The 18,689-nt window shown below is 62.7% G+C and carries 20 protein-coding genes and 1 pseudogene; 14 read left to right on the top strand and 7 right to left on the bottom strand.

The window, feature by feature from the left end:
• Positions 1-44: 44 nt before the first annotated feature.
• The 3 genes from C163_RS15370 to C163_RS15360 form a co-directional block, all read right to left on the bottom strand.
• Positions 45-1,886 carry a potassium transporter Kup gene (locus tag C163_RS15370; protein WP_049866797.1) on the bottom strand — a complete coding sequence of 614 codons (1,842 nt, stop codon included), beginning with the start codon at positions 1,884-1,886 and terminating at the stop codon, positions 45-47.
• A gap of 310 nt (positions 1,887-2,196) precedes the next feature.
• Complete coding sequence (locus C163_RS15365) at positions 2,197-3,423, bottom strand: MFS transporter (protein ID WP_025339585.1); 1,227 nt, start codon at positions 3,421-3,423, stop codon at positions 2,197-2,199.
• A gap of 201 nt (positions 3,424-3,624) precedes the next feature.
• Complete coding sequence (locus tag C163_RS15360; protein WP_025339584.1) at positions 3,625-4,470, bottom strand: DMT family transporter; 846 nt, start codon at positions 4,468-4,470, stop codon at positions 3,625-3,627.
• 107 nt (positions 4,471-4,577) lie between these two features.
• On the opposite strand from C163_RS15360, the gene C163_RS15355 reads away from it, so the two are divergent.
• Positions 4,578-5,054: an Lrp/AsnC family transcriptional regulator gene (locus C163_RS15355; RefSeq protein ID WP_025339583.1), complete on the top strand. Its 477-nt coding sequence runs from the start codon at positions 4,578-4,580 to the stop codon at positions 5,052-5,054.
• Between the two features lie 242 nt (positions 5,055-5,296).
• On the opposite strand, the gene C163_RS15350 is transcribed toward C163_RS15355, so the two are convergent.
• From C163_RS15350 to C163_RS15340, 3 genes are all read right to left on the bottom strand, one after another.
• A complete protein-coding gene (locus C163_RS15350; protein ID WP_025339582.1) occupies positions 5,297-6,172 on the bottom strand; it encodes a universal stress protein in 876 nt (291 codons plus the stop codon).
• A gap of 205 nt (positions 6,173-6,377) precedes the next feature.
• Entirely contained in the window at positions 6,378-6,680 is a 303-nt protein-coding gene (locus C163_RS15345) for an AzlD family protein (RefSeq protein ID WP_025339581.1), read from the bottom strand.
• Positions 6,677-7,396, bottom strand: a complete 720-nt coding sequence (locus C163_RS15340) for an AzlC family ABC transporter permease (RefSeq protein WP_025339580.1) — start codon at positions 7,394-7,396, stop codon at positions 6,677-6,679. Before C163_RS15340 ends, C163_RS15345 begins: the two co-directional genes overlap by 4 nt.
• A 119-nt stretch (positions 7,397-7,515) precedes the next feature.
• Between C163_RS15340 and C163_RS15335 the strand changes: the two genes are divergently transcribed.
• From C163_RS15335 to C163_RS15325, 4 genes and pseudogenes are all read left to right on the top strand, one after another.
• Positions 7,516-7,980, top strand: a complete 465-nt coding sequence (locus C163_RS15335; protein WP_081742284.1) for an Lrp/AsnC family transcriptional regulator — start codon at positions 7,516-7,518, stop codon at positions 7,978-7,980.
• Between the two features lie 25 nt (positions 7,981-8,005).
• Positions 8,006-8,171 (top strand): annotated as a pseudogene (locus tag C163_RS27740) (MFS transporter); the annotation flags it as partial.
• 250 nt (positions 8,172-8,421) lie between these two features.
• On the top strand, positions 8,422-9,207 hold the full coding sequence (locus C163_RS15330; RefSeq protein ID WP_025339578.1) for a 2-keto-4-pentenoate hydratase: 786 nt from the start codon (positions 8,422-8,424) through the stop codon (positions 9,205-9,207).
• A 108-nt stretch (positions 9,208-9,315) separates the two neighbouring features.
• Positions 9,316-9,549: a hypothetical protein gene (locus tag C163_RS15325; protein ID WP_025339577.1), complete on the top strand. Its 234-nt coding sequence runs from the start codon at positions 9,316-9,318 to the stop codon at positions 9,547-9,549.
• 289 nt (positions 9,550-9,838) lie between these two features.
• On the opposite strand, the gene C163_RS15320 is transcribed toward C163_RS15325, so the two are convergent.
• The gene (locus tag C163_RS15320) at positions 9,839-10,216 is read right to left on the bottom strand and encodes a hypothetical protein (RefSeq protein ID WP_025339576.1); all 378 of its coding nucleotides are present in this window, start codon (positions 10,214-10,216) and stop codon (positions 9,839-9,841) included.
• Positions 10,217-10,505: 289 nt separating this feature from the next.
• Here C163_RS15320 and pstS point away from each other — a divergent pair, with 289 nt between their 5' ends.
• The 9 genes from pstS to C163_RS15275 all read left to right on the top strand — a co-directional run bounded on the left by pstS (position 10,506) and on the right by C163_RS15275 (position 18,642).
• Entirely contained in the window at positions 10,506-11,537 is a 1,032-nt protein-coding gene (gene pstS / locus C163_RS15315; protein ID WP_025339575.1) for a phosphate ABC transporter substrate-binding protein PstS, read from the top strand.
• Between the two features lie 72 nt (positions 11,538-11,609).
• Positions 11,610-12,575, top strand: coding sequence for a phosphate ABC transporter permease subunit PstC (gene pstC / locus C163_RS15310; RefSeq protein WP_023661148.1), 966 nt, complete (start codon positions 11,610-11,612; stop codon positions 12,573-12,575).
• On the top strand, positions 12,575-13,468 hold the full coding sequence (gene pstA, locus C163_RS15305; protein WP_024086822.1) for a phosphate ABC transporter permease PstA: 894 nt from the start codon (positions 12,575-12,577) through the stop codon (positions 13,466-13,468). The genes pstC and pstA overlap by 1 nt, the downstream gene beginning before the upstream one ends.
• A gap of 75 nt (positions 13,469-13,543) precedes the next feature.
• On the top strand, positions 13,544-14,305 hold the full coding sequence (gene pstB, locus C163_RS15300) for a phosphate ABC transporter ATP-binding protein PstB (protein ID WP_031324478.1): 762 nt from the start codon (positions 13,544-13,546) through the stop codon (positions 14,303-14,305).
• A 93-nt stretch (positions 14,306-14,398) separates the two neighbouring features.
• On the top strand, positions 14,399-15,097 hold the full coding sequence (locus tag C163_RS15295; RefSeq protein WP_025339574.1) for a hypothetical protein: 699 nt from the start codon (positions 14,399-14,401) through the stop codon (positions 15,095-15,097).
• Positions 15,097-15,696 carry a hypothetical protein gene (locus C163_RS15290; protein WP_025339573.1) on the top strand — a complete coding sequence of 200 codons (600 nt, stop codon included), beginning with the start codon at positions 15,097-15,099 and terminating at the stop codon, positions 15,694-15,696. The genes C163_RS15295 and C163_RS15290 overlap by 1 nt, the downstream gene beginning before the upstream one ends.
• A gap of 159 nt (positions 15,697-15,855) precedes the next feature.
• Positions 15,856-16,410 carry a helix-turn-helix domain-containing protein gene (locus tag C163_RS15285; protein WP_015270026.1) on the top strand — a complete coding sequence of 185 codons (555 nt, stop codon included), beginning with the start codon at positions 15,856-15,858 and terminating at the stop codon, positions 16,408-16,410.
• A gap of 27 nt (positions 16,411-16,437) precedes the next feature.
• A complete protein-coding gene (locus C163_RS15280; RefSeq protein ID WP_025339572.1) occupies positions 16,438-17,784 on the top strand; it encodes a glutamine synthetase family protein in 1,347 nt (448 codons plus the stop codon).
• Between the two features lie 84 nt (positions 17,785-17,868).
• Complete coding sequence (locus tag C163_RS15275) at positions 17,869-18,642, top strand: gamma-glutamyl-gamma-aminobutyrate hydrolase family protein (RefSeq protein ID WP_025339571.1); 774 nt, start codon at positions 17,869-17,871, stop codon at positions 18,640-18,642.
• Positions 18,643-18,689: the final 47 nt, after the last annotated feature.

Here is an 18,689-nt window from a genome sequence, read left to right as displayed (position 1 = left end):
GCAAGTTCTGTCGTCCTGACAAAAGGATCGTGGTCCATGACTGCTCAGATCTCGACCTGGGTGCCAAGCTCGATCACCCGGTTCAGCGGCAGCTTGAAGTACTTCAGGTTGCTGTTGGCATTCTTCAGCAGGAAGGCAAACAGGTGCTCCCGCCAGCGGGCCATGCCCATCTGCCTGCCTGCAATGACCGTCTCCCGGCTGAGGAAATAAGTGGTGCGCATGGGGCCGAACTCAAGGTCCGCACGTTGGCAGCGGCTTAGCGCCAACGGCACGTCGGGTTCCTCCATGAAGCCGAAATGCAGGCTCACGCGGAAGAAACCCTCACCAAACGTCTCGACCTCAAAGCGCTTGCCAGCGCTGACCCGTGGCTCGTCCTCGAACACGACGGTCAACAGCACCACCTGTTCATGCAGTACCTGGTTATGCAGCAGGTTGTGCAGCAAGGCGTGAGGCACCGCCTCGGGTCTGGCGGACAGGAATACGGCAGTACCGCCCACGCGGTGAGGTGGCTGCGCCTTGAGGCTGGTAATGAACAGGTCCAGCGGCAGCGAACTTTCGTCCAGCCGCTCGACGATCATCCGTCGCCCGCGCTTCCAGGTAGTCATCAGGGTGAACAGCGCCAGGCCGGCAATCACCGGAAATGCACCACCCTGGAGGATCTTCGGCGCGTTGGCGGCGAAATACAGGCTGTCGACCAGCAGAAACGCCAGCAGCATCGGCACCGCCAGCCAGCGTGGTGCCTTCCACAGCAACAGCACCACTGCCGAAGCCAGCAGCGTGGTGATCAGCATGGTCCCGGTCACGGCTACGCCGTAGGCTGCCGCAAGCGCCCCGGACGACTCGAAGCCGACCACCAACAGCACCACGCCAACCATCAGTGCCCAGTTCACCATGCCGATGTAGATCTGCCCCTGTTCCTCGCTGGAGGTGTGCTGGATGAACATGCGCGGTACGTAACCCAACTGGATGGCCTGGCGCGTCAACGAGAACGCACCGGAGATCACGGCCTGGGACGCGATGATGGTGGCCAGCGTGGCAAGCCCGACCATGGGCAGCAGGGCCCATTCGGGCGCCAGCAGATAAAACGGGTTGCGCACTGCCTGCGGGTCGCCGAGGATCAGCGCGCCCTGGCCGAAGTAGTTCAGCACCAGGCCGGGCAGCACCAGCAGGAACCAGGCCCGGGCAATGGGTTTGCGGCCGAAGTGCCCCATGTCGGCGTAGAGTGCTTCGGCGCCGGTCAGCGCCAGCACCACCGCGCCCAGAATCGCCACCCCCATGCCCGGGTGCAGCACGAAGAACTTCACCGCCCAGAGCGGGTTGAGTGCCTGCAGCACTTCCGGGCGCTGGACGATGCCGTGCAAGCCCAGCGCACCCAGTACGACGAACCACAGCACCATGATCGGCCCGAAGAGGATGCCGATGCGCGCGGTGCCGTGCTTCTGGATCAGGAACAGCGCCACCAGCACCACCACCGACAGCGGCACGACCCAATGTTCGATACCGTCGAAGGCCAGTTGCAGGCCCTCGACGGCCGATAGCACGGAAATCGCCGGGGTGATCATGCTGTCGCCGTAGAACAGCGCGGCGCCGAACAGGCCGAGCAGCACCAGTATCCTGCCCAGGCGCTGGTAGGGCGCCGCCGCCCGATGCGCCAAGGCGGTCAGGGCCATGATGCCACCTTCGCCCTGGTTGTCGGCACGCAGGATGAACAGTACGTACTTGAGCGACACCACCCAGAGCAACGACCAGAACACCAGTGACAGCACACCCAGTACGCCGGCGGTGTTGGCCTGCACGCCGTAGTGCCCGGCGAACACTTCCTTGAGGGTGTACAGCGGGCTGGTGCCGATGTCGCCATACACCACGCCGACAGCGGCGACGAGCATGCCGATGGGGTTGGACTTGCCGGGAACGGATTGATTTGCGATGACGGTGGACTGGCTCACGAAGGGCTTCTCTGGACTGGCGGGTAGAAATGCATGCCATCCCTGAGCATCGCGCGCCCAGTATTCCTTCTGTCTGTCGGCTCAGCCGTAAAAAGAGCGTAAAAAATCAGCCAGCGCCCCACTGCCTGTCAGTTAGGCAATTCGGGGCCGCTTTGCGGTCCATCGCCGGCAAGCCAGCTCCCACAGGTACAGCGCAGACTTCAAGAGTTACACGGTCCTTGTAGGAGCTGGCTGGCCGGCGATGGGCTGCTCAGCCAGGTTGCGCCGCCAGGCTGTTGCTGACGTTACGCCCCAGCACCAGCACCGTAGCGAAACCGCAGCCCACCAGGGCCGTGGCCAGGCTCAGCAGCACCGAGCTGCCCAGCTGGTCGACGATCCGACCGCCGAAGAACGAACCCAGCGCAATGATCACCTGGAACATGGCGACGAACAGCGGCATGCCGCGTTCGACATCCTTGGGCGCGACGACGAACATCCAGATACTGGCGCAGGCCGGGAACGCACCGAAGGCGAAGCCCCACAACCCGATCAGCATCGCTGCACCGGTCATGCCGGTGGCGAAGTGAGGGAACAGGGCAGTGCTGGTGCCGATCATCAACGCTACCAGCAGCAGGGTGTGACGTACGCTGCGGTTGGCGGCGAAACCGGCGAAAATATTGCCGAATACCCCGGCCACGCCATAAAGCAGCAGCAACGAGCCAATGGTCGGCCCATCGAAGCCGGAGCTTTGTTTGAAGAAGGGCGCGACATAGGTGTACGCGGCAAAGTGCGCCAGGCCGATCAGCAACACGGCGATCAGGCCAACCCGCGCCTGTGGGTTGATGAACAGGGCCGGCAGGTCGCTGATGCGAATGGCCTTGTCCGGGTTGAGCCGCGGGAGCAACAGGATCTGCGCCAGCAGCACCGGTACGCCCAGTAGCGCGGTTATCAGGAAGGTCATGCGCCAGCCCATCAGGCCGCTCAACCAGGTGCCTACCGGCACGCCGAGCACGGTGGCCAGGGTTACACCGACCATGATGATCGAGGTGGCCTGGGCTACGCCCACGCCCTTGGGCGCCAGGCGGCCGCTGAGGGCAATGGCCGTCGCCCAGAAGCCGCCGATACTCACGCCCAGCAGCACGCGGCCGAACAGCAGCAGGTTGAAGTCACTAGCGTAGGCCACCACCGCGTTGGCGATGATCATGATCAGCGTCAGGCCGATCAGCAGGTAGCGACGGTCCAGGGCGCCAATGCCCACCGACAGTAGCGGGGCGGCGAGGGCGGCCATGATGCCGGGCAGGGTAACCATCAGGCCGGCGTGGCCTGCACTGATGCCGAGGTCGCTGGCGACATCGTTGAGTACACCCACCGGCAGGAATTCGCTGGTCACCAGGGCGAAGGCGCCGACGGCGACCGAAAGGATTGCCAGCCACTGCTGGCTGACGCTTTGTTGATCATGTTCGGGGAGGCCGCTAGGGGCCTGGCTGGCACTTGGCATGGTATTGGATTCCAAGAGAGGGATGTCGCCTGAAGCAGGCGCAAGGAGCGGGGGAAATTTGCTGGCGATTATAGGGGGCGCTTTTGCCAGGCCAACATGCGGGTCGCTCGATAGTAATCATCAGCGCAATCGATGAAACGCCTTGCGCAGAGCGCCCGCTGTTGGAGGGAGAGTAATGCTGCAGGTTCCGCAAGCAAGCTTTCAGCGGCGCTGGCCAACCAGCGCAGCGCCTGCGCAGGCCAGGGCAATCGCTGCAATGCCCAGCCACTGGAGCAGCGTCAGCACCTCATTGAGGATCAGCCAGCCGGCTATGGCCCCGGCTGCGGGTGAAGCGCTGAGCAGCACGCCAAAGATGCTAGGCGGCAGGTGCCGCATCGCATACATGTCAAGCAGGAAGGGCACGGTGCTGGAGAGCAGGGCGACGCCCAGGCCTACCGTGAGCACCCAGGGCGCCAGCAGGTCGGTACCTGCCTGATCAACGCCAAGTGGTACCCCCAGCAGCGCTGCGAACAGCATCCCGGTGGCGACCGCCTGCTTGCCGTGAACCGCCACTTTGCTGCCGAGCATCACATACAGCCCCCAGGCCAGCGCAGCGGCGAGCGAGTACAACACCCCGCGCGGGTCCAGGCCATGGCTATCCGTACCCCAGGGCAGCAAGGTGAGGCCGGCGACCGACAAGGCGATCCAGAGCAGGTCGATTCGGCGTCGGGAAGACAACAAGGCAGCCCCCAGAGGGCCGATCACCTCGATGGACACCGCGATACCAACCGGGATGTAGAGGAATGCCCGATAAATCAGCAGATTCATCAGCCCCATCATTACGCCATAGCCCAGCAGGTGAAGCATGTTCGCCTGCTGCCAGATGCGCCAGGGCCGCAACACGGCCAGCAGGATCACGGCTGACAGGCCTAGCCGCAGCGCGGCCACGCCCTCTGGGCCGACCAGTGGGAACAGGGTCTTGGCCAAGGCAGCACCGGTCTGCACAGACACCAGGCCGGCGATGGCAGCGCCGACAGGAGCGAATGCTCCAACACTTTTTGAGTCCACGCTCGTCTCCAGCGACATACGAGACGCAATTTTAGGGCTCGGCGTTCGAAGGAATTGCTGTGAAAATAGCCCCCCGATGAGCGAACTGCTTTCTTTGGAACCCGAAAATGAGTGACTCCACCAGCCGCCCGCTTGACGGCTTCGATCATGCGATTCTGCGGCTGCTTCAGCGCGACAACAAAACCTCCCAGCGAGCGATTGCCGAGGAAATCGGTCTGTCCACGCCTGCTGTACAGCGGCGTATCGCCCAGATGGAGGCAAGCGAGGTGATCGTCGCCAACGCTGCGGTGATCGCCCCGGAGAGTGTCGGCCAGATGATTACCGCCATTGTCGAATCGCGCTTGCGGGACGACCGATCCCTGGTGATGGACCGCGCCAAACGGTACTTCGCCAATGTCGAGGAGATACAGCAGTGTTACTTCGTCAACGGCGGGGTTTCGTTCATCATCGTCATGCTTGCCCGTGATGTGGCGCATTTCGAAAAGCTGGTCAGGCTGCATTTTGCGGATAACGAGGACATCCTGACCTATCGGACGCTGATTGTCCTGGACAAGGTCAAGGTCGGGTTGTCTGTTCCGGTCTGACCCGCGAAGCAGGCGCCGTGGTGGATGGCACGGGCTTCGCCCGTGTTCGCGGGTGAACCCGCTCCCACAGGTTTTGCGTGGCGCTTGAAGCCAGAAAAAAACTGAGGGCGCAACAGTCGTGCCCACAACCTGAAGGCCAGCGCGATCCATGTGGGAGCGGGCGAGCCCGCGAAGCAGGCGCCGCGGTAGATGGCGCGGGCTTCGGTGGAGGACACGCAAGCGTCCTCCACATCACCTGCATCCTATGGCGACACCAGCACATCGCACTGGGATTCGTTCAGCACATGCTTGGTGACGCTGCCTATCAGCAGCTCTTCAAGCGCGCTTTCCCCTTGCTTGCCAACCACGATCAGGTCGCATTCCAGCTGTTGTTCCTGCTCGGCAATCCGCCAGCCAGGGTCGCCATGCACCACGATCTGCCGAGCATCTGCCACTCCGGCGGTTTCGCTCAAGGCCGCGAGCTGCTTCACCGCATCTTTGCGGATGACATTGCGGTAGTGTGCAAGCGTGTCATGGTCGATGTGGGCGAAGCGCATGCTGCCTTCGAACGGCGCTTCGTACACATGCAACAGAATGATCTCGGCCTGTGGGGCAATGGCTTTTGCCAGTTCGATGGAGCGCAGTGACGAAGGCGAAAAATCAACTGCAACCAGCAAGGTCCGGTACGCATCGCGTGGCGCCTGCTTGACCACCAGCAAAGGGCAGGGCATGCGGTTCAGCATCTTCTGCACAGTGGAGCCCAGCAGCAGGCGCCGCGCCATGCTCTGGCCCTTCGCCCCGCACACCAGCAGGTCGCTGCGTTTATCCTGCACCACACGGGTGATCTCCGTGGTCACCGAGCCGTGCGCGACCTGCACGCCAGCGGCGATGTCATGGCGCTGGAACAGCATTGCAGCCAGTGCGCGAATTTTTTCGCCTGCGGTATCCAGCACGCGCTTAAGCAGGTCGTCACCCGGTGCCACCAGCTGTTTCAGGCGCTCGAAGGGGGCCGGGTTGGCAACGTACAGCAGGTCCAGCGATGCCTGTTGCTCCTTGCTCAGGTACGCAGCGCGTTCTGCCGCGTTGCGGGCAGACGTGGACAGGTCGGTGGCTACCAGTACGTGGTTCAGCGGGCTCATGTGGGGCTCCTTGTCCAAAGCCGCGCACGGTGATCGATGGCGATGGCCTTGAGCACAATGCGCATGGCGGTTTTCGATTCGTTCCTTGCTGACAGCCATCGTCGCGCGAACCGGGGCCGGCGGCTTGATTTGCGTCAATGGAGTGAGGGTGACGAGGTGAGTACCGTCACCGCTCTTGAGTTGACCGCTTCCATGTCCAGGTGAGTCACCCTGGCAACAGCCCCCGCAACACCCCCGTCACGACAATGGCAAACACCACCACCGGCAGGATGGAATACCGCGAAGCCGCATACACGGTAAGCCCCAGCGCAATCAGGTCGGCCGGATGGCCGGAAACGAACTTGGGCGCGATCACGGCGATCAGTACGCAGCCGGGCGCGGCGTTCAGCACCTGGGTCAGTTGCGGCCCTGGCGTTCGGTTGCGCAACAGCAGAAAGCCCAGCGCACGGGTGAGGTAGGTGGCCACCGCCATGCCCACAATGGTGACCAGCGTAGCGACGTCGATCATGGCTTGGCCCACAGGTAAGCGCTGACCAGGCCAGCCACGGTGCCCGCGAGCACGTACCATCCGCCGGGGATCAGCAGGTAGAACAGCGCCGCGGTGACCAGGCTGAACAGCCAGGGCAGGGCGGCGTGCACGCCTTTCCACATGCCTTTCAGCAGCACCAGGAAGACGGCGGCGAAGGCCATGTCGAAGCCATAGCTGCGCAAGTCGCCAAGCAACGGCCCGACCTGCGCACCAAGACTGGTGAAACCGACCCAGGTCACCCACAGGCACAGCGACACCCCCATGAAGTAGCGCAGGCTGAAACTACCGCGCTGGCGCGCATCGGCCAGCCCCATGGCCCAGCTCTCATCGCACATGAAGAACAAGGCACCGAGCGCTTTTGGCAACGGCAGGTGGCGCAGGTACGGCGCCAGGGTCGCGCCCATCAGCAGGTGGCGGCTGTTGACCAGCAGGGTCATGGCGACAATCACCAGGACCACCGGCGGCGAGGTCCATAGCTCGATGGCGGCGAACTCCGAGCCACCGCCGAAGTTGAGCCCGGTCATCAGCGCCACTTCGCCTGCCGCGAGCTGCTGCCGGGAAGCCTGGGCGCCGAGCACCAGGGCGAAGGGGATGAAACCCAGCAGCACCGGCAGGGCGGCCGTGGCGCCACGACGCAGTTCGCTTTCCGGCGTGGCGGCGGGGGGATCGTTCAGTACAGGTTCAAGGGTATTCATGGGCACCTCCAGTGGAGGTAAATTATTCCAATGTATTGCTGGAATTGGCTTGCGTAGTTGCACCGGAGCTTGGAAGATTTGGCATCTGCTACTGGCAACTGGCAATTTGAGGTTCTTCAATGCCAATCAAGCTCGACGCTATCGATCGACGTATCCTGCGAGCACTGCAGCGCGATGGCAGGCTACAGAACCAGGAACTGGCCAAACAGGTTGGGCTGTCTGCCTCGCCGTGCCTCAGGCGGGTGCGCCTGCTGGAAGAGGCCGGGGTGATCGAGCGCTACGTGGCGCTGGTGGACCCGGCCAAGGTGGCGCTGGGTCTGACCCTGTTCGTGCGGGTGTGGCTCAAGCGCCAGGACCAGGAAACCACCGACGAGTTCGTCGAGGCGGTGCGCCAGTTGCCCGAAGTGGTGGAGTGCCATGTGATGGCGGGTGACTGCGACTTGCTGTTGCGGGTGGTGGCGGCGGACCTGGAGGCCTATCGGCGCTTTCAGATCGCGCACCTGACCAGCCTGAGCGTGGTGCAGAACGTCAAGACCGAAGTGCCGATGGAGAAGATCAAGCTGACCACCGAGCTGCCGGTTTAGTAGCCAGGGCCGCTCGCATCACGACCCCGCGCTGTTCGGCAGCGGCTTCATGCTCAGCGTGGCCCTGCTGTGCTGCGCGTTGTTCAGCGTGAACATGGCCAGCTCCACCGCAGACCGGGTCGTTTGCCTCGGCGTTCCTGATCAGTGCGGCGGTCGCGGCGGTGGCGGCGATGGCCTACGTATTGCTGCTGACAGGTAATCCTGTAGGAGCGGCCTTGTGTCGCGATGGGCCGCAACGCGGCCCCGGGTTTCAGCGCAAATGGACACATTGCCGGGGCCGCTTTGCGGCCCATCGCGACACAAGGCCGCTCCTACACGGGATTGCGTCAGGCAGGGTCATAACGGTTTGTGATGCCAGGCATCATGACAATATATTTATCCTTATCAATGCCACGCTCTAGCATCTGTTGCCCGCCATCGCCCATCAATCACGAGGTCTTGATGAACAATTCGCTCTTCATTCCCCAGCGTACCGCGGCATTGTTGCTGCAGCACTGGCTTAGCGGTGAGCTGCTGGCGGAACTGCCCGCCAGCCTCAAACCCGAGACGTTGAAACAGGGCTATGACAGCCAGGACGAGTTGTTTGCGGCCGCCGCAGGCCAGCGTGCCGGGTGGAAGCTGGGTGTCGGCAGCCCCGCAGCCATGCGGGCGGCCAATTTGTCCCGGCCCTTGATTGGCCAGTTGGAGGCGGGGCGCTGTCATGCTGGTGGTGTGCACATTCGGTTGCCGGCCGTTACGCCGGTAACCATCGAATGCGAGGTCGCCTTCGTGCTGGATCGCGATATTCCACCCCAGGTTGGGCGGGTGCCGGCCAGCGAAGATATTCGCGCTACCTGTGTCACCTTCGAAGTGGTGCGCTCGCGCTTCGTCGATCGCAAGATTGTTGGGTGGCCAAGCTTCGTGGCGGACAACGTTGGGTTTGAAGCGCTGGTGATTGGCAACAGCCTGGCAGCAGGCATCGATGTGCCGTTGCTGGCTGACCTGGCCGAAACCACCGAGGTATACGTAGACGGTCAGTTGCGGGCGCGGGGCTTGTCTGGCGATGCGGCGACCGACCCGTTGGCATCGCTGGCCCACCTTTATGCGCATGCCGCCGAACGTGGTCAGACCCTGAAGGGAGGCGATGTGGTGACTACAGGGGCCATGTGCCAGCCATTCGACCTGAACGAAACAGGGCATCAGGTTAGCGCCAGGTATCTTGGCCAGGAGCTGTTGTTTACGCTGTAGCGATGCCCCAGCCTTTTCGCGGGTAACCACGGCGTTGCGATTGTTTGTATGAGTCACCTTGATGCTTTCCCTTAGCGGTACTAATACTAAGAGACTGCCGGGAGGGGGATGAACATGCAGACGCGCTTTGTTGTGGTTCCCGCTGTGCCGCTCAAGAAAGAGATTTACCCGCGTAGTCTTGGCTTTCCCGCGACGTTAGGGGAGGGTTATGACCTTTATGACACACAAGAAAAGCTGCGCCTGACCCTCAACTACCCGACACGCGCCGAGGCGGAATTCGTATGCGCGTCCCGCAACAGTTGCCGGGATGCCGACGCGGCGGATATCGCCGGGATTGGTTGATGCAGTTGAAGCTTCGCGGACCTTGAGTGCGATGTGGTCCCTGTGGGAGCGGGCGTGCCCGCGAACACCGGCGTAGCCGGTGCCATGCACCGCGTTGCATTCTTCGCGGGCTCGCCCGCTCCCACAGGAATCGCGCCTGGCCCAGGGTTGGCGCCATTCCAGTAGAGGCCATGGCCTTGCCCAAGGATCTTGAAGCCTGCACGGGTCGGTGTGGGAGCGGGCTTGCCCGCGAACACCGGCGTAGCCGGTGCCATGCACCGCGTTGCATTCGCCGGGCCGGGGGCTTGTGTCATGCGTGTTTGAGCGCTTCCACCAATTGCGCCTTGGTCATGGTGGAGCGCCCCTTGATGTCTTTGCTGCGCGCTTCCTTCATCAGGCTTTGCTTGCTCTGGGTTTCCAGGGAACTGCCCGATGTGCGGGAATGACCCTGGCGTGACTTCGCCGCCCGTTTGGCCGAGTCCGAGCGGGCAGTTTTCTTCTCGCTGGAAGAGGTGGCCTTGCCCGAGCCGCCTTTCTTCTCGCCACCCCCGGACTGTTTGTTGACGGTGGCCCAGGCGCGCGCTTCGGCCTGGTCTTTCGGCACGCCTTTGTGCTCGTAGCTTTCCTCGATATGTTCGGCCTTGCGCTTCTGCTTGTCGGTGTACTTGTCCTTGTCGCCGCGTGGCATGGCATTCACTCCCGTCTGGTTTGCATGAGCGGTTGAATGCCGCGGCAACGCCCGAGTGCCCGGTAATCGACCAGCGGTGCCAGGAAACCTGTCGCCCACTCGAAACAGTCATTCAACCGACACATAGAGGCCTTAGGGTTGAGACAGGAACCCGTCCAGGGCTCTGCTCACTGATGTTGCCGTGATGGCGCCGCCAGACGGCTCTACCGTGCGGCTTGCCATTCATTGGTCACAAAGCTGTAACATTGCTGCTGCAAAGTGTGCCGGCCATCACACGGAGCGCTTTTCGATGATACGCCTGATGAAGTCTGCTGCACTCGCCGTTGCCGTTTCTCTTTGCGCCACTTCGGCATCCTTCGCCGCAGAGAACGTCCGCCTGACCGGTTCCGGCGCCAGCTTCCCGGCACCGATCTATCTGACCTGGTTCAAGGCCTTCAGCAAGGAAACCGACGGTGTCACCGTTGACTACCAGTCCAAGGGGAGCGGGGCGGGTGTTCAGGACTTTCTGAACAAGACCGTCGACTTCGCCGCCAGCGACTCGGCAATGAAAGCCGAAGAAATCGCCAAGGTCGGCGAGGGCGTGCAGTTGCTGCCAATGACCGCCGGTGAAATCGTCCTGGCTTACAACCTGCCGGGCAACCCTAAAGGGCTGAAGCTGCCGCGCGATGTGTACTCCAACATCTTCCTCGGCAAGATCACCCAGTGGAACGACCCGCAGATCGTCGCAGCCAACCCTGAGCTGAAACTGCCAGCCACCCCGATCACCGTGGTCGTGCGTGCCGACTCCAGCGGTACCACTGCGGTATTCACCAAGCACCTGTCGGCCATCAACGCTGACTTCAAGCAAGCGCTGGGTGAAGGCAACACCGTCAACTGGCCGGCCAGCGACAAGTTCATCAAATCGCCGAAGAACGACGGCGTAACCGCTACCGTCCGCCAGACCCCAGGCGCCATCGGCTACATCGAATACGGCTTCGCCAAGCTGGCCAAGGTCGACTTCGCCCAGCTGCAGAACAAGGCCGGCCAGTATGTCGTGCCGAACGCCGAGAGCGGTGCCGAGGCGCTGGCTGCGGTGCAGATGCCGGAGAACCTGGTGGCCTGGCTGCCTGACCCGGACGGTGCCAAGTCCTACCCGATCACTTCCTACACCTGGATGATCTTCCGCAAGGACAACGGTAACCCGGCCAAGGCCAAGGCCATGCGCGAAATGGTCGAATACAGCCTGACCGAAGGCCAGAAGATCGCCGACTCGATGGGCTACATCCCGCTGCCAGCGTCGGTTGTCGATCAGGTACGCAAAGCGTCCGCCAACATCCAGTAACACGCCCAGGCGCTCCCGGTGTGGTCTGGCGGCCATGCCGGGTGTGTTTGCCCTCTGTCCCGGAACTTGCCAATGAACACTCCTTTTGCCATCCCGGCTAACCCCGACTCCGCGTGCCAGCCACCGTCTGCGAAAGACTTCCTGGTTGATCGCACCTTCCGTGCGCTTGCACGCATCGGTGTGGTGCTGGTGCTGGCGCTGGTCTTCGCGCTGGTCTACGAAGTAGGCCGCAAGGCACTGCCAGGCATCGAGAAGCACGGCTTTGACGTGCTGTTCGGCAGTGTCTGGGACGTCAACCAAGGCAAGTACGGTATTCTGCCAGCGATCTGGGGCACGCTTTACAGCGCCCTGATCGCCCTGTTGATCGCCGGTTTCTTCGGCGTCAGCATGGCCATTTTCCTGACCCAGGACTTCCTCCCGGCCCGGCTGGCGGCGGTGTTCCGCACCATCGTCGAGCTGCTCGCTGCCATCCCCAGCGTCGTTTACGGCCTGTGGGGGATCTATGTGGTCATCCCGGCCATTCGCCCGCTGACCACCTGGCTGAACAGCGAGCTGGGCTGGATTCCCTTTTTCGGTACTTCCCTGAGCGGCCCAGGGCTGCTGCCTGCCGCGCTGGTACTGGCGATCATGATTCTGCCGACCATCGCCGCCGTTTCGCAGGACGCCCTGACCAGCGTGCCGATGAAGACCAAGCAGGCCGCCTACGGCCTGGGCGCCACCCATTGGGAGGCCATCCTCAAGGTAATGGTGCCATCGGCAGCCACCGGCATCTTCGGTTCGCTGGTGCTCGGCCTGGGCCGTGCGCTGGGTGAAACCATGGCGCTGGCCATGCTGGTGGGTAACGCCAACAACATTTCCCTGTCCTTGTTCGCCCCGGCCAACACGCTGGCGGCCTTGCTGGCGCTGAACTTCCCGGAGGCCGGCCCGAACGAGATCGAGGTGCTGATGTACGCGGCACTGGTACTGATGTTCATCACCCTGGCGGTGAACGTACTCGGCTCGATGATCATGCTCTACGCCCAGCGGGGTAACAAATGATGACCAACCTCACCACCCCTGCAAACGCGTTGCCCAGCCTGCAGCGCAAGCTGGAAGGCCGTTCCCTGCGCAGCCTGGTGTTGACCACGCTGGCATGGTTCGCGGCACTGGTGGCCAGCGTGCCGCTGATTTCCGTGCTGTACATGCTGATCACCCGCGGCGGCGCACGCCTCAACCTGGAGGTGTTCACCGAGTTGCCGCCCACCGGCTTCGAGATGGGCGGGGGCTTTGGCAACGCCATGGCCGGTACTTTCGTCATGGTCGGCATTGCTGCCGCCATCGCCGTACCGGTCGGTATCCTGGCCGCGGTGTTCCTGGCCGAACTCGGCCCGGACAGCAAGCTGGCCAACGCCGCGCGCTTTGCCGCCAAGATGCTCACCGGCCTGCCGTCGATCCTGGCCGGCGTGTTCGCCTACGCCCTGGTGGTGATGACCACCGGCACCTACTCCGCCCCGGCAGGTGGTGTGGCCCTGGCGGTACTGATGCTGCCCATCGTCGTGCTGACCGCTGAAGAGTCGATGAAGATGGTGCCCAAGATCATGAAGGATGCCGCCTACGGCATGGGCTGCACCCGTGCCCAGGTGATCTGGAAAATCGTCCTGCCCACCGGCCTGCCGGCCATCCTGACCGGCGTCATGCTGGCCGTGGCCCGTGCCGCCGGCGAGACCGCGCCGCTGCTGTTCACCGCGCTGTTCAGCAACTACTGGATCCTGCATGACGGCGACCTGGCAGTCATGAACCCGACGGCCTCGCTGGCCGTACTGATCTACAACTTCTCCGGCATGCCATTCGACAACCAGCTCGAGCTCGCCTGGGCGGCCTCGCTGGTGCTGGTGATGATCGTGCTGGTAATCAACATTCTGAGCCGAGTATTCGGCAAGCCCAAGTATTGAGAAAGGGAGCATCCGACCTTGAACGTATCCACTGCGCCAAAAGCCGCTCCCGTGGTCAGCGAAGCCCCCATCGTCATGGACTGCAAGCTGGACAAGATCTTCTACGGCAATTTCATGGCCGTTCGCGACAGCCATGTGCCGATCCGCAAGAACGAGATCACCGGTTTCATCGGGCCGTCCGGCTGCGGCAAGAGTACCGTGCTGCGTAGCCTCAACCGCATGAACGACCTGGTGAAGGGCTTCCGCTTCGAAGGCCATGTGCACTTCCTGGGCCAGGATGTCTACGGCAAGGGCGTCGACCCTGTGGTGGTGCGCCGCTACATCGGCATGGTGTTCCAGCAGCCCAACCCGTTCTCGATGAGCATCTTCGACAACGTCGCCTTCGGCCTGCGCCTGAACCGCTACAAGGGCGACATCGGCGACCGCGTCAAGCACGCGCTGCAGGGCGCCGCGCTGTGGGACGAAGTGAAGGACAAGCTCAAGGTCAGCGGCCTGGCCCTGTCCGGTGGCCAGCAACAGCGCCTGTGCATCGCCCGCGCCATCGCCACCGAGCCGGAAGTGCTGCTGCTGGACGAACCCTGCTCGGCACTCGACCCGATTGCCACCCGCCGGGTGGAGGAGCTGATGGTCGAGTTGAAGAAGGACTACACCATCGCCCTGGTGACCCACAACATGCAGCAGGCGATTCGTGTGGCCGACACCACCGCGTTCTTCTCGGTCGACATCTCCAAGGGCACCCGCACCGGTTACCTGGTCGAGATGGGCCCGACCACGCAGATTTTCCAGAACCCGCGTGAGCAGCTGACCGCCGACTACATCAGCGGCAAGTTCAGCTGAGGCCGTACCTGCCAAGGGGGCCGGGTGTTGCAGCCAGGAAGGCTGCAACACCCGGCCGCATTACCTTCCGCCAAGTGTTACCAGGGATTTCCAATGCCAGCGACACGTCGTCTTGATCTGCCAGCGGTAGAGCGCGCACTGCGTGAGGTGCAGGCCCGCTTTACCGAACTCAGCCAGCATTTCACCGAACCACGGGATCCATTCACCGACGAGGTGCTGCTGAATGTGGTTGAAGGCTATGCCCTGATTGACGACTATGTCGCCCGGGGTGTCGACCTTTTCGACCTTCAGCAACTGAACCTGATGCTGGAGATCAACGCCACCGTGCTGTGCGGCAGCGACCCGGCACGCAGGCTGGAATTTGCCCCGCACCTGGCGGCGACCGAGGCGCACTTTTTCAATAATGTGGAGGGCGGCATCAAGGACCTCTACAACTGGTATTGCTCGTATGGCAGCGACTCGATCTGGAAGCGTGCGGCGGGTGTCTACGTTCGAATTCTCAGCAAGCCGCAGCTGTTCATCGAAGGCAACAACCGCACAGGGTCGCTCATTGTCAGCTACTTGCTGATGCGCGCGGGGCTACCACCATTCGTGCTGTCGCTGGACAACGCCGAGGGTTACTTCAACCCGTCCTCGGTCATACGCAACTCCGCCAAGCATGGGGTCAAGGCTTTGTACGAACTACCCAAGATCAAGAAAAAGTATGCAGCTTTCCTTGAAGCGCACGCGCCCGAGCCCGGCAAGTTCTTCCTCGGCGGCACATCCATGCCTGCGCGCGAGAGGTGCCGCTGATGCAAAGCCCTTCTCTGTTCCAGCGCGGGCGGCAAGCCATCGAGCGCACGTTCAATCGCCCGCAGGTACGCATTTCGTTCGATATCGACGACACGCTCGCCTGCCAGGCCGACCACGCCGCCGCCGAGCACAGCAAGCTGCCGGCGTTCGTCCACCGCTGGTTGGGTGAACCCCTGCGCAGTGGCACGCGCTCGCTGATCCGCGACCTGCGCCGCCAGGGTTGCAGCATCTGGATCTACACCTCGTCGGGGCGCACGCCGTCTTACATCCGCCGTTGGCTGATGCTCTACGGTATACGCGTCGATGGCGTGGTCAACAGTGACCGGCACCAGCATATCCTGGCCGTGAACGGGCTTGAGAATGCGCCCTCGAAGTTGCCGTCGGCCTTCGATATCGACCTGCATGTCGATGATTCCGAGGGCGTGCGGCTGGAAGGCGTCGACCACGGTTTTCGCGTGGTGGTGGTGTGCCCCAAGGATGAGAACTGGGCGCAGAAAGTGATGGATGCGGCGGTCGATGTCCAGGCACAGCTGGCCTGGCAGCAACCGCACCGCTATGAAATGCCGGTACGGCAGCGTTCGCAGGCCCTCGCTTCCTGAGGGCTTCAAGGTACTTTTCTCGTTACGCCTCTTCGCTACTTGTTGCCCCCCACATCTCCATTCGCGGCTTCCCATTTTCAGCTTCGGCTTGACTCGTGAAATTTTTCATGTAATTTTTCATGAAAAATAACTCTAAAAATTTCACGGCAGTCTCAAACGATGAAGATGCACGAAGAGGTTGAAGCCCTCGCGATCCTTATTCACGACCTGCGCAAATTCAAGAACCTGACCCTGGGCGAACTGGCCGAGCGCATCAACCGCTCGGTCGGCTTCCTGTCCCAGGTCGAGCGTGGTGTTTCGCGCCCTACCGTGGCCGACCTCACCGCCATCAGTGAAGCGCTCGGCGTATCCACCGCGTACTTCTACAACCTGAGCAAGCCGCGCAGCGTCAGCTGGGTCACGCGCCCCCACGAGCGGCGCACGCTGTACCTCGAGTCGGGCATTACCGATGTGCTGGCTTCGCCCACCATCGGCGGCGCGTTCTCCATGCTCGACAGCCATCTCGAGCCAGGCGCCAGCAGTGGCGAGCTGTACCTGACTGACCGTTCCGAGCAGGGCTGTTTCGTGCTCGAAGGCGAACTCACGGTCTGGCTGGACCACGGCGACGCCGTGACCCTGCAGGCCAACGACTGCTTCCAGCTGCACCCCCACGCGCAGTTCCGTTACGCCAACCTGACGGAAAAAGCCACCCGCGTGCTCTGGGTCTTCAACTGAATTCGTTCACCTCACAAGGACAAGAAGATGAGTGTCGTCTTTCCGGATCTGCTGACTGAAGTGCGCTCGTTCCGAGCGCAGCACCCAGAAATACGTTATGTCGACCTGATTGCACTGGATATTCCCGGGCACTTCTACGGCAAGCGCTACCCCATGGACATGCTGGAAAAAGTCGCAGCCGGCGCGCCGCTGAAGTTGCCGCAGAACTGCGTGCTGCTGGGCACCCAGGGTGGCCTCTACCCGATCGGTGACTACTGCTTCGCCGACGGCGACCCGGATGCCGCCCGCCGCCTGGTGCCGGGTACCCTCAAGCCGGTGCGCTGGGAAAAGGAACCGATCGCGCAGATGCTCATCACCTCCGACGGCACCGCCAAGCCCATCGAGTTCGAGCCCCGTGAAGTGCTGGCCCGGGTGGTCCAGCGCCTGGCCAGTCGCGGCATTCGCCCGGTGGTAGCCTTCGAGCTGGAGTTCTACCTGTTCGACCGCAAGCTCGACAACGGCCTGCCACAGTACCCACGCGACAAGGCGACCGACGACCACGACGACCAGCCGAACATGCACATCGAGCGGCTGTCGCGCTTCGCACCGGTGCTGCACGAGATGGTCGATGGCGCCAACGAGCAGGGCGTGCCGGCGAACGTCATCACCGCGGAGCTGGGCCCAGGCCAGTTCGAGATCAACTTCTCGCACAGCGACGATGCCATGAGCGCTGCGGACTGGTCGGCGCTGTTCTGCCGCAGTACCCGCGGTATCGCGATGAAGCACGGCTACCGAGCCAGCTTCATGAGCAAGCCGTACCTCGACGCGCCGGGCAGCGGCATGCATGTGCACGTCAGCCTGTACGACAACGCCGGCAACAACATCCTGGCCGGCGATGACCAGCGCAAGCTGCGCCATGCGGTGGCAGGGTGCCTGGAGCTGCTGCCGCACTGCATGCCGATTTTCGCCCCCAACCACAATGCCTACCGCCGTTACGGCGCCATGGTCAACGCGGCGAGCAAGGCCAGCTGGGGTTTCGAAGATCGCGATGCGTGTATTCGCATCCCCGAGTCCGACCCGCGCAACCTGCGTATCGAACACCGCCTCGCCGGTGCCGACGCCAACCCGTACCTGGTGCTGGCGGCCATCCTGACCGGGATGGAGCATGGCCTGGAACGTGGCGTCGAGCCCATTGCCCCGCTGAACGACAACCGCCAGAGCGGCATCGAGTTCCCCAAGGATGCCTTCAGTGCCCTGGCGGCCATGCGTCACCACCCGGAGGTGAACGAGGGCCTGGGCAGTGAATTCGTGATGGTCTACTGCGAAAACAAATACCAGGAGCAACTGGACTTCATGCGCCACATCGATGCCCGCGAATACCGCTGGTTCCTGTAGCTGCCGGGGTTGGTGCAGCGCCGCTGCACCCTGCCTTTCTACCGTTTCAATACAACGCGCAATATGGATTTGCCGGAGGAAGATATGCCACGTGTGCCCGTTATCGGCATTACCGCATGCACCAGCATGATCGAGCTGCATGCAACCCAGACCATCAGCGAGAAGTACGCGCGCGCGGCGGCCAAGGCAGCGTGCGGGCTGCCCATCGTGATACCCAGCCTCGCAGACCTGATGGACAGCGCCGATATTCTCGACGTGGTGGATGGGCTGATCTTCACCGGTTCGCCGTCCAACATCGAACCGTTGCACTACAACGGCCCGGCCAGTGCAGCGGGCACCCATCACGACCCGCTGCGTGATGCCACCACCTTGCCGCTGATGCGTGCGGCCATCGCCGCCGGTGTGCCGGTGCTCGGCATCTGCCGTGGCTTCCAGGAAATGAACGTGGCGCTGGGTGGCACCCTGCACCAGAAGGTGCATGAGACCGGCATGTTCATGGACCACCGCGAAAGCAAGGGTGAGCCCATCGAAAAGCAATACGGCCCGCGTCACGCCCTGCATATAGAGCCCGGCGGCATGCTCGACCGCATGGGCTTGCCGGCGGTCATCGATGTCAATTCCATCCACGGCCAGGGCATCGATGTACTGGCCCCCGGGCTGAGGGTGGAGGCGCTGGCACCCGATGGCCTGGTGGAAGCGATTTCGGTCGAGAACAGCAAGGGTTTTGCCCTGGCCGTGCAATGGCACCCCGAGTACCAGGTCATGGACAACCCGCATTACCTGACCATCTTCCAGTCCTTTGGCAAGGCCTGCCGGCATCGCTCGGTATTGCGCCAGATGCTGTTGAAGTCCGCCTGACAGCGATCTTTCCCAATTACAAAAAAGTACCTGCGTGGCACGGCTGC

The sequence above is a fragment of the Pseudomonas sp. FGI182 genome (assembly GCF_000511325.1).
GTDB lineage: Bacteria > Pseudomonadota > Gammaproteobacteria > Pseudomonadales > Pseudomonadaceae > Aquipseudomonas > Aquipseudomonas putida_Z.
This window is presented reverse-complemented; position numbering and strand designations above follow the sequence as displayed.

Coding starts and splice junctions, on each gene's coding strand:
- C163_RS15370 (WP_049866797.1), bottom strand. CDS start 1,886: ATGCTCGTCGCCGCTGTCGGCGTGGTGTATGGCGACATCGGCACCAGC.
- C163_RS15365 (WP_025339585.1), bottom strand. CDS start 3,423: ATGCCAAGTGCCAGCCAGGCCCCTAGCGGCCTCCCCGAACATGATCAA.
- C163_RS15355 (WP_025339583.1), top strand. CDS start 4,578: ATGAGTGACTCCACCAGCCGCCCGCTTGACGGCTTCGATCATGCGATT.
- C163_RS15350 (WP_025339582.1), bottom strand. CDS start 6,172: ATGAGCCCGCTGAACCACGTACTGGTAGCCACCGACCTGTCCACGTCT.
- C163_RS15345 (WP_025339581.1), bottom strand. CDS start 6,680: ATGATCGACGTCGCTACGCTGGTCACCATTGTGGGCATGGCGGTGGCC.
- C163_RS15340 (WP_025339580.1), bottom strand. CDS start 7,396: ATGAATACCCTTGAACCTGTACTGAACGATCCCCCCGCCGCCACGCCG.
- C163_RS15335 (WP_081742284.1), top strand. CDS start 7,516: ATGCCAATCAAGCTCGACGCTATCGATCGACGTATCCTGCGAGCACTG.
- C163_RS15330 (WP_025339578.1), top strand. CDS start 8,422: ATGAACAATTCGCTCTTCATTCCCCAGCGTACCGCGGCATTGTTGCTG.
- C163_RS15325 (WP_025339577.1), top strand. CDS start 9,316: ATGAACATGCAGACGCGCTTTGTTGTGGTTCCCGCTGTGCCGCTCAAG.
- C163_RS15320 (WP_025339576.1), bottom strand. CDS start 10,216: ATGCCACGCGGCGACAAGGACAAGTACACCGACAAGCAGAAGCGCAAG.
- pstS (WP_025339575.1), top strand. CDS start 10,506: ATGATACGCCTGATGAAGTCTGCTGCACTCGCCGTTGCCGTTTCTCTT.
- pstC (WP_023661148.1), top strand. CDS start 11,610: ATGAACACTCCTTTTGCCATCCCGGCTAACCCCGACTCCGCGTGCCAG.
- pstA (WP_024086822.1), top strand. CDS start 12,575: ATGACCAACCTCACCACCCCTGCAAACGCGTTGCCCAGCCTGCAGCGC.
- pstB (WP_031324478.1), top strand. CDS start 13,544: ATGGACTGCAAGCTGGACAAGATCTTCTACGGCAATTTCATGGCCGTT.
- C163_RS15295 (WP_025339574.1), top strand. CDS start 14,399: ATGCCAGCGACACGTCGTCTTGATCTGCCAGCGGTAGAGCGCGCACTG.
- C163_RS15290 (WP_025339573.1), top strand. CDS start 15,097: ATGCAAAGCCCTTCTCTGTTCCAGCGCGGGCGGCAAGCCATCGAGCGC.
- C163_RS15285 (WP_015270026.1), top strand. CDS start 15,856: ATGAAGATGCACGAAGAGGTTGAAGCCCTCGCGATCCTTATTCACGAC.
- C163_RS15280 (WP_025339572.1), top strand. CDS start 16,438: ATGAGTGTCGTCTTTCCGGATCTGCTGACTGAAGTGCGCTCGTTCCGA.
- C163_RS15275 (WP_025339571.1), top strand. CDS start 17,869: ATGCCACGTGTGCCCGTTATCGGCATTACCGCATGCACCAGCATGATC.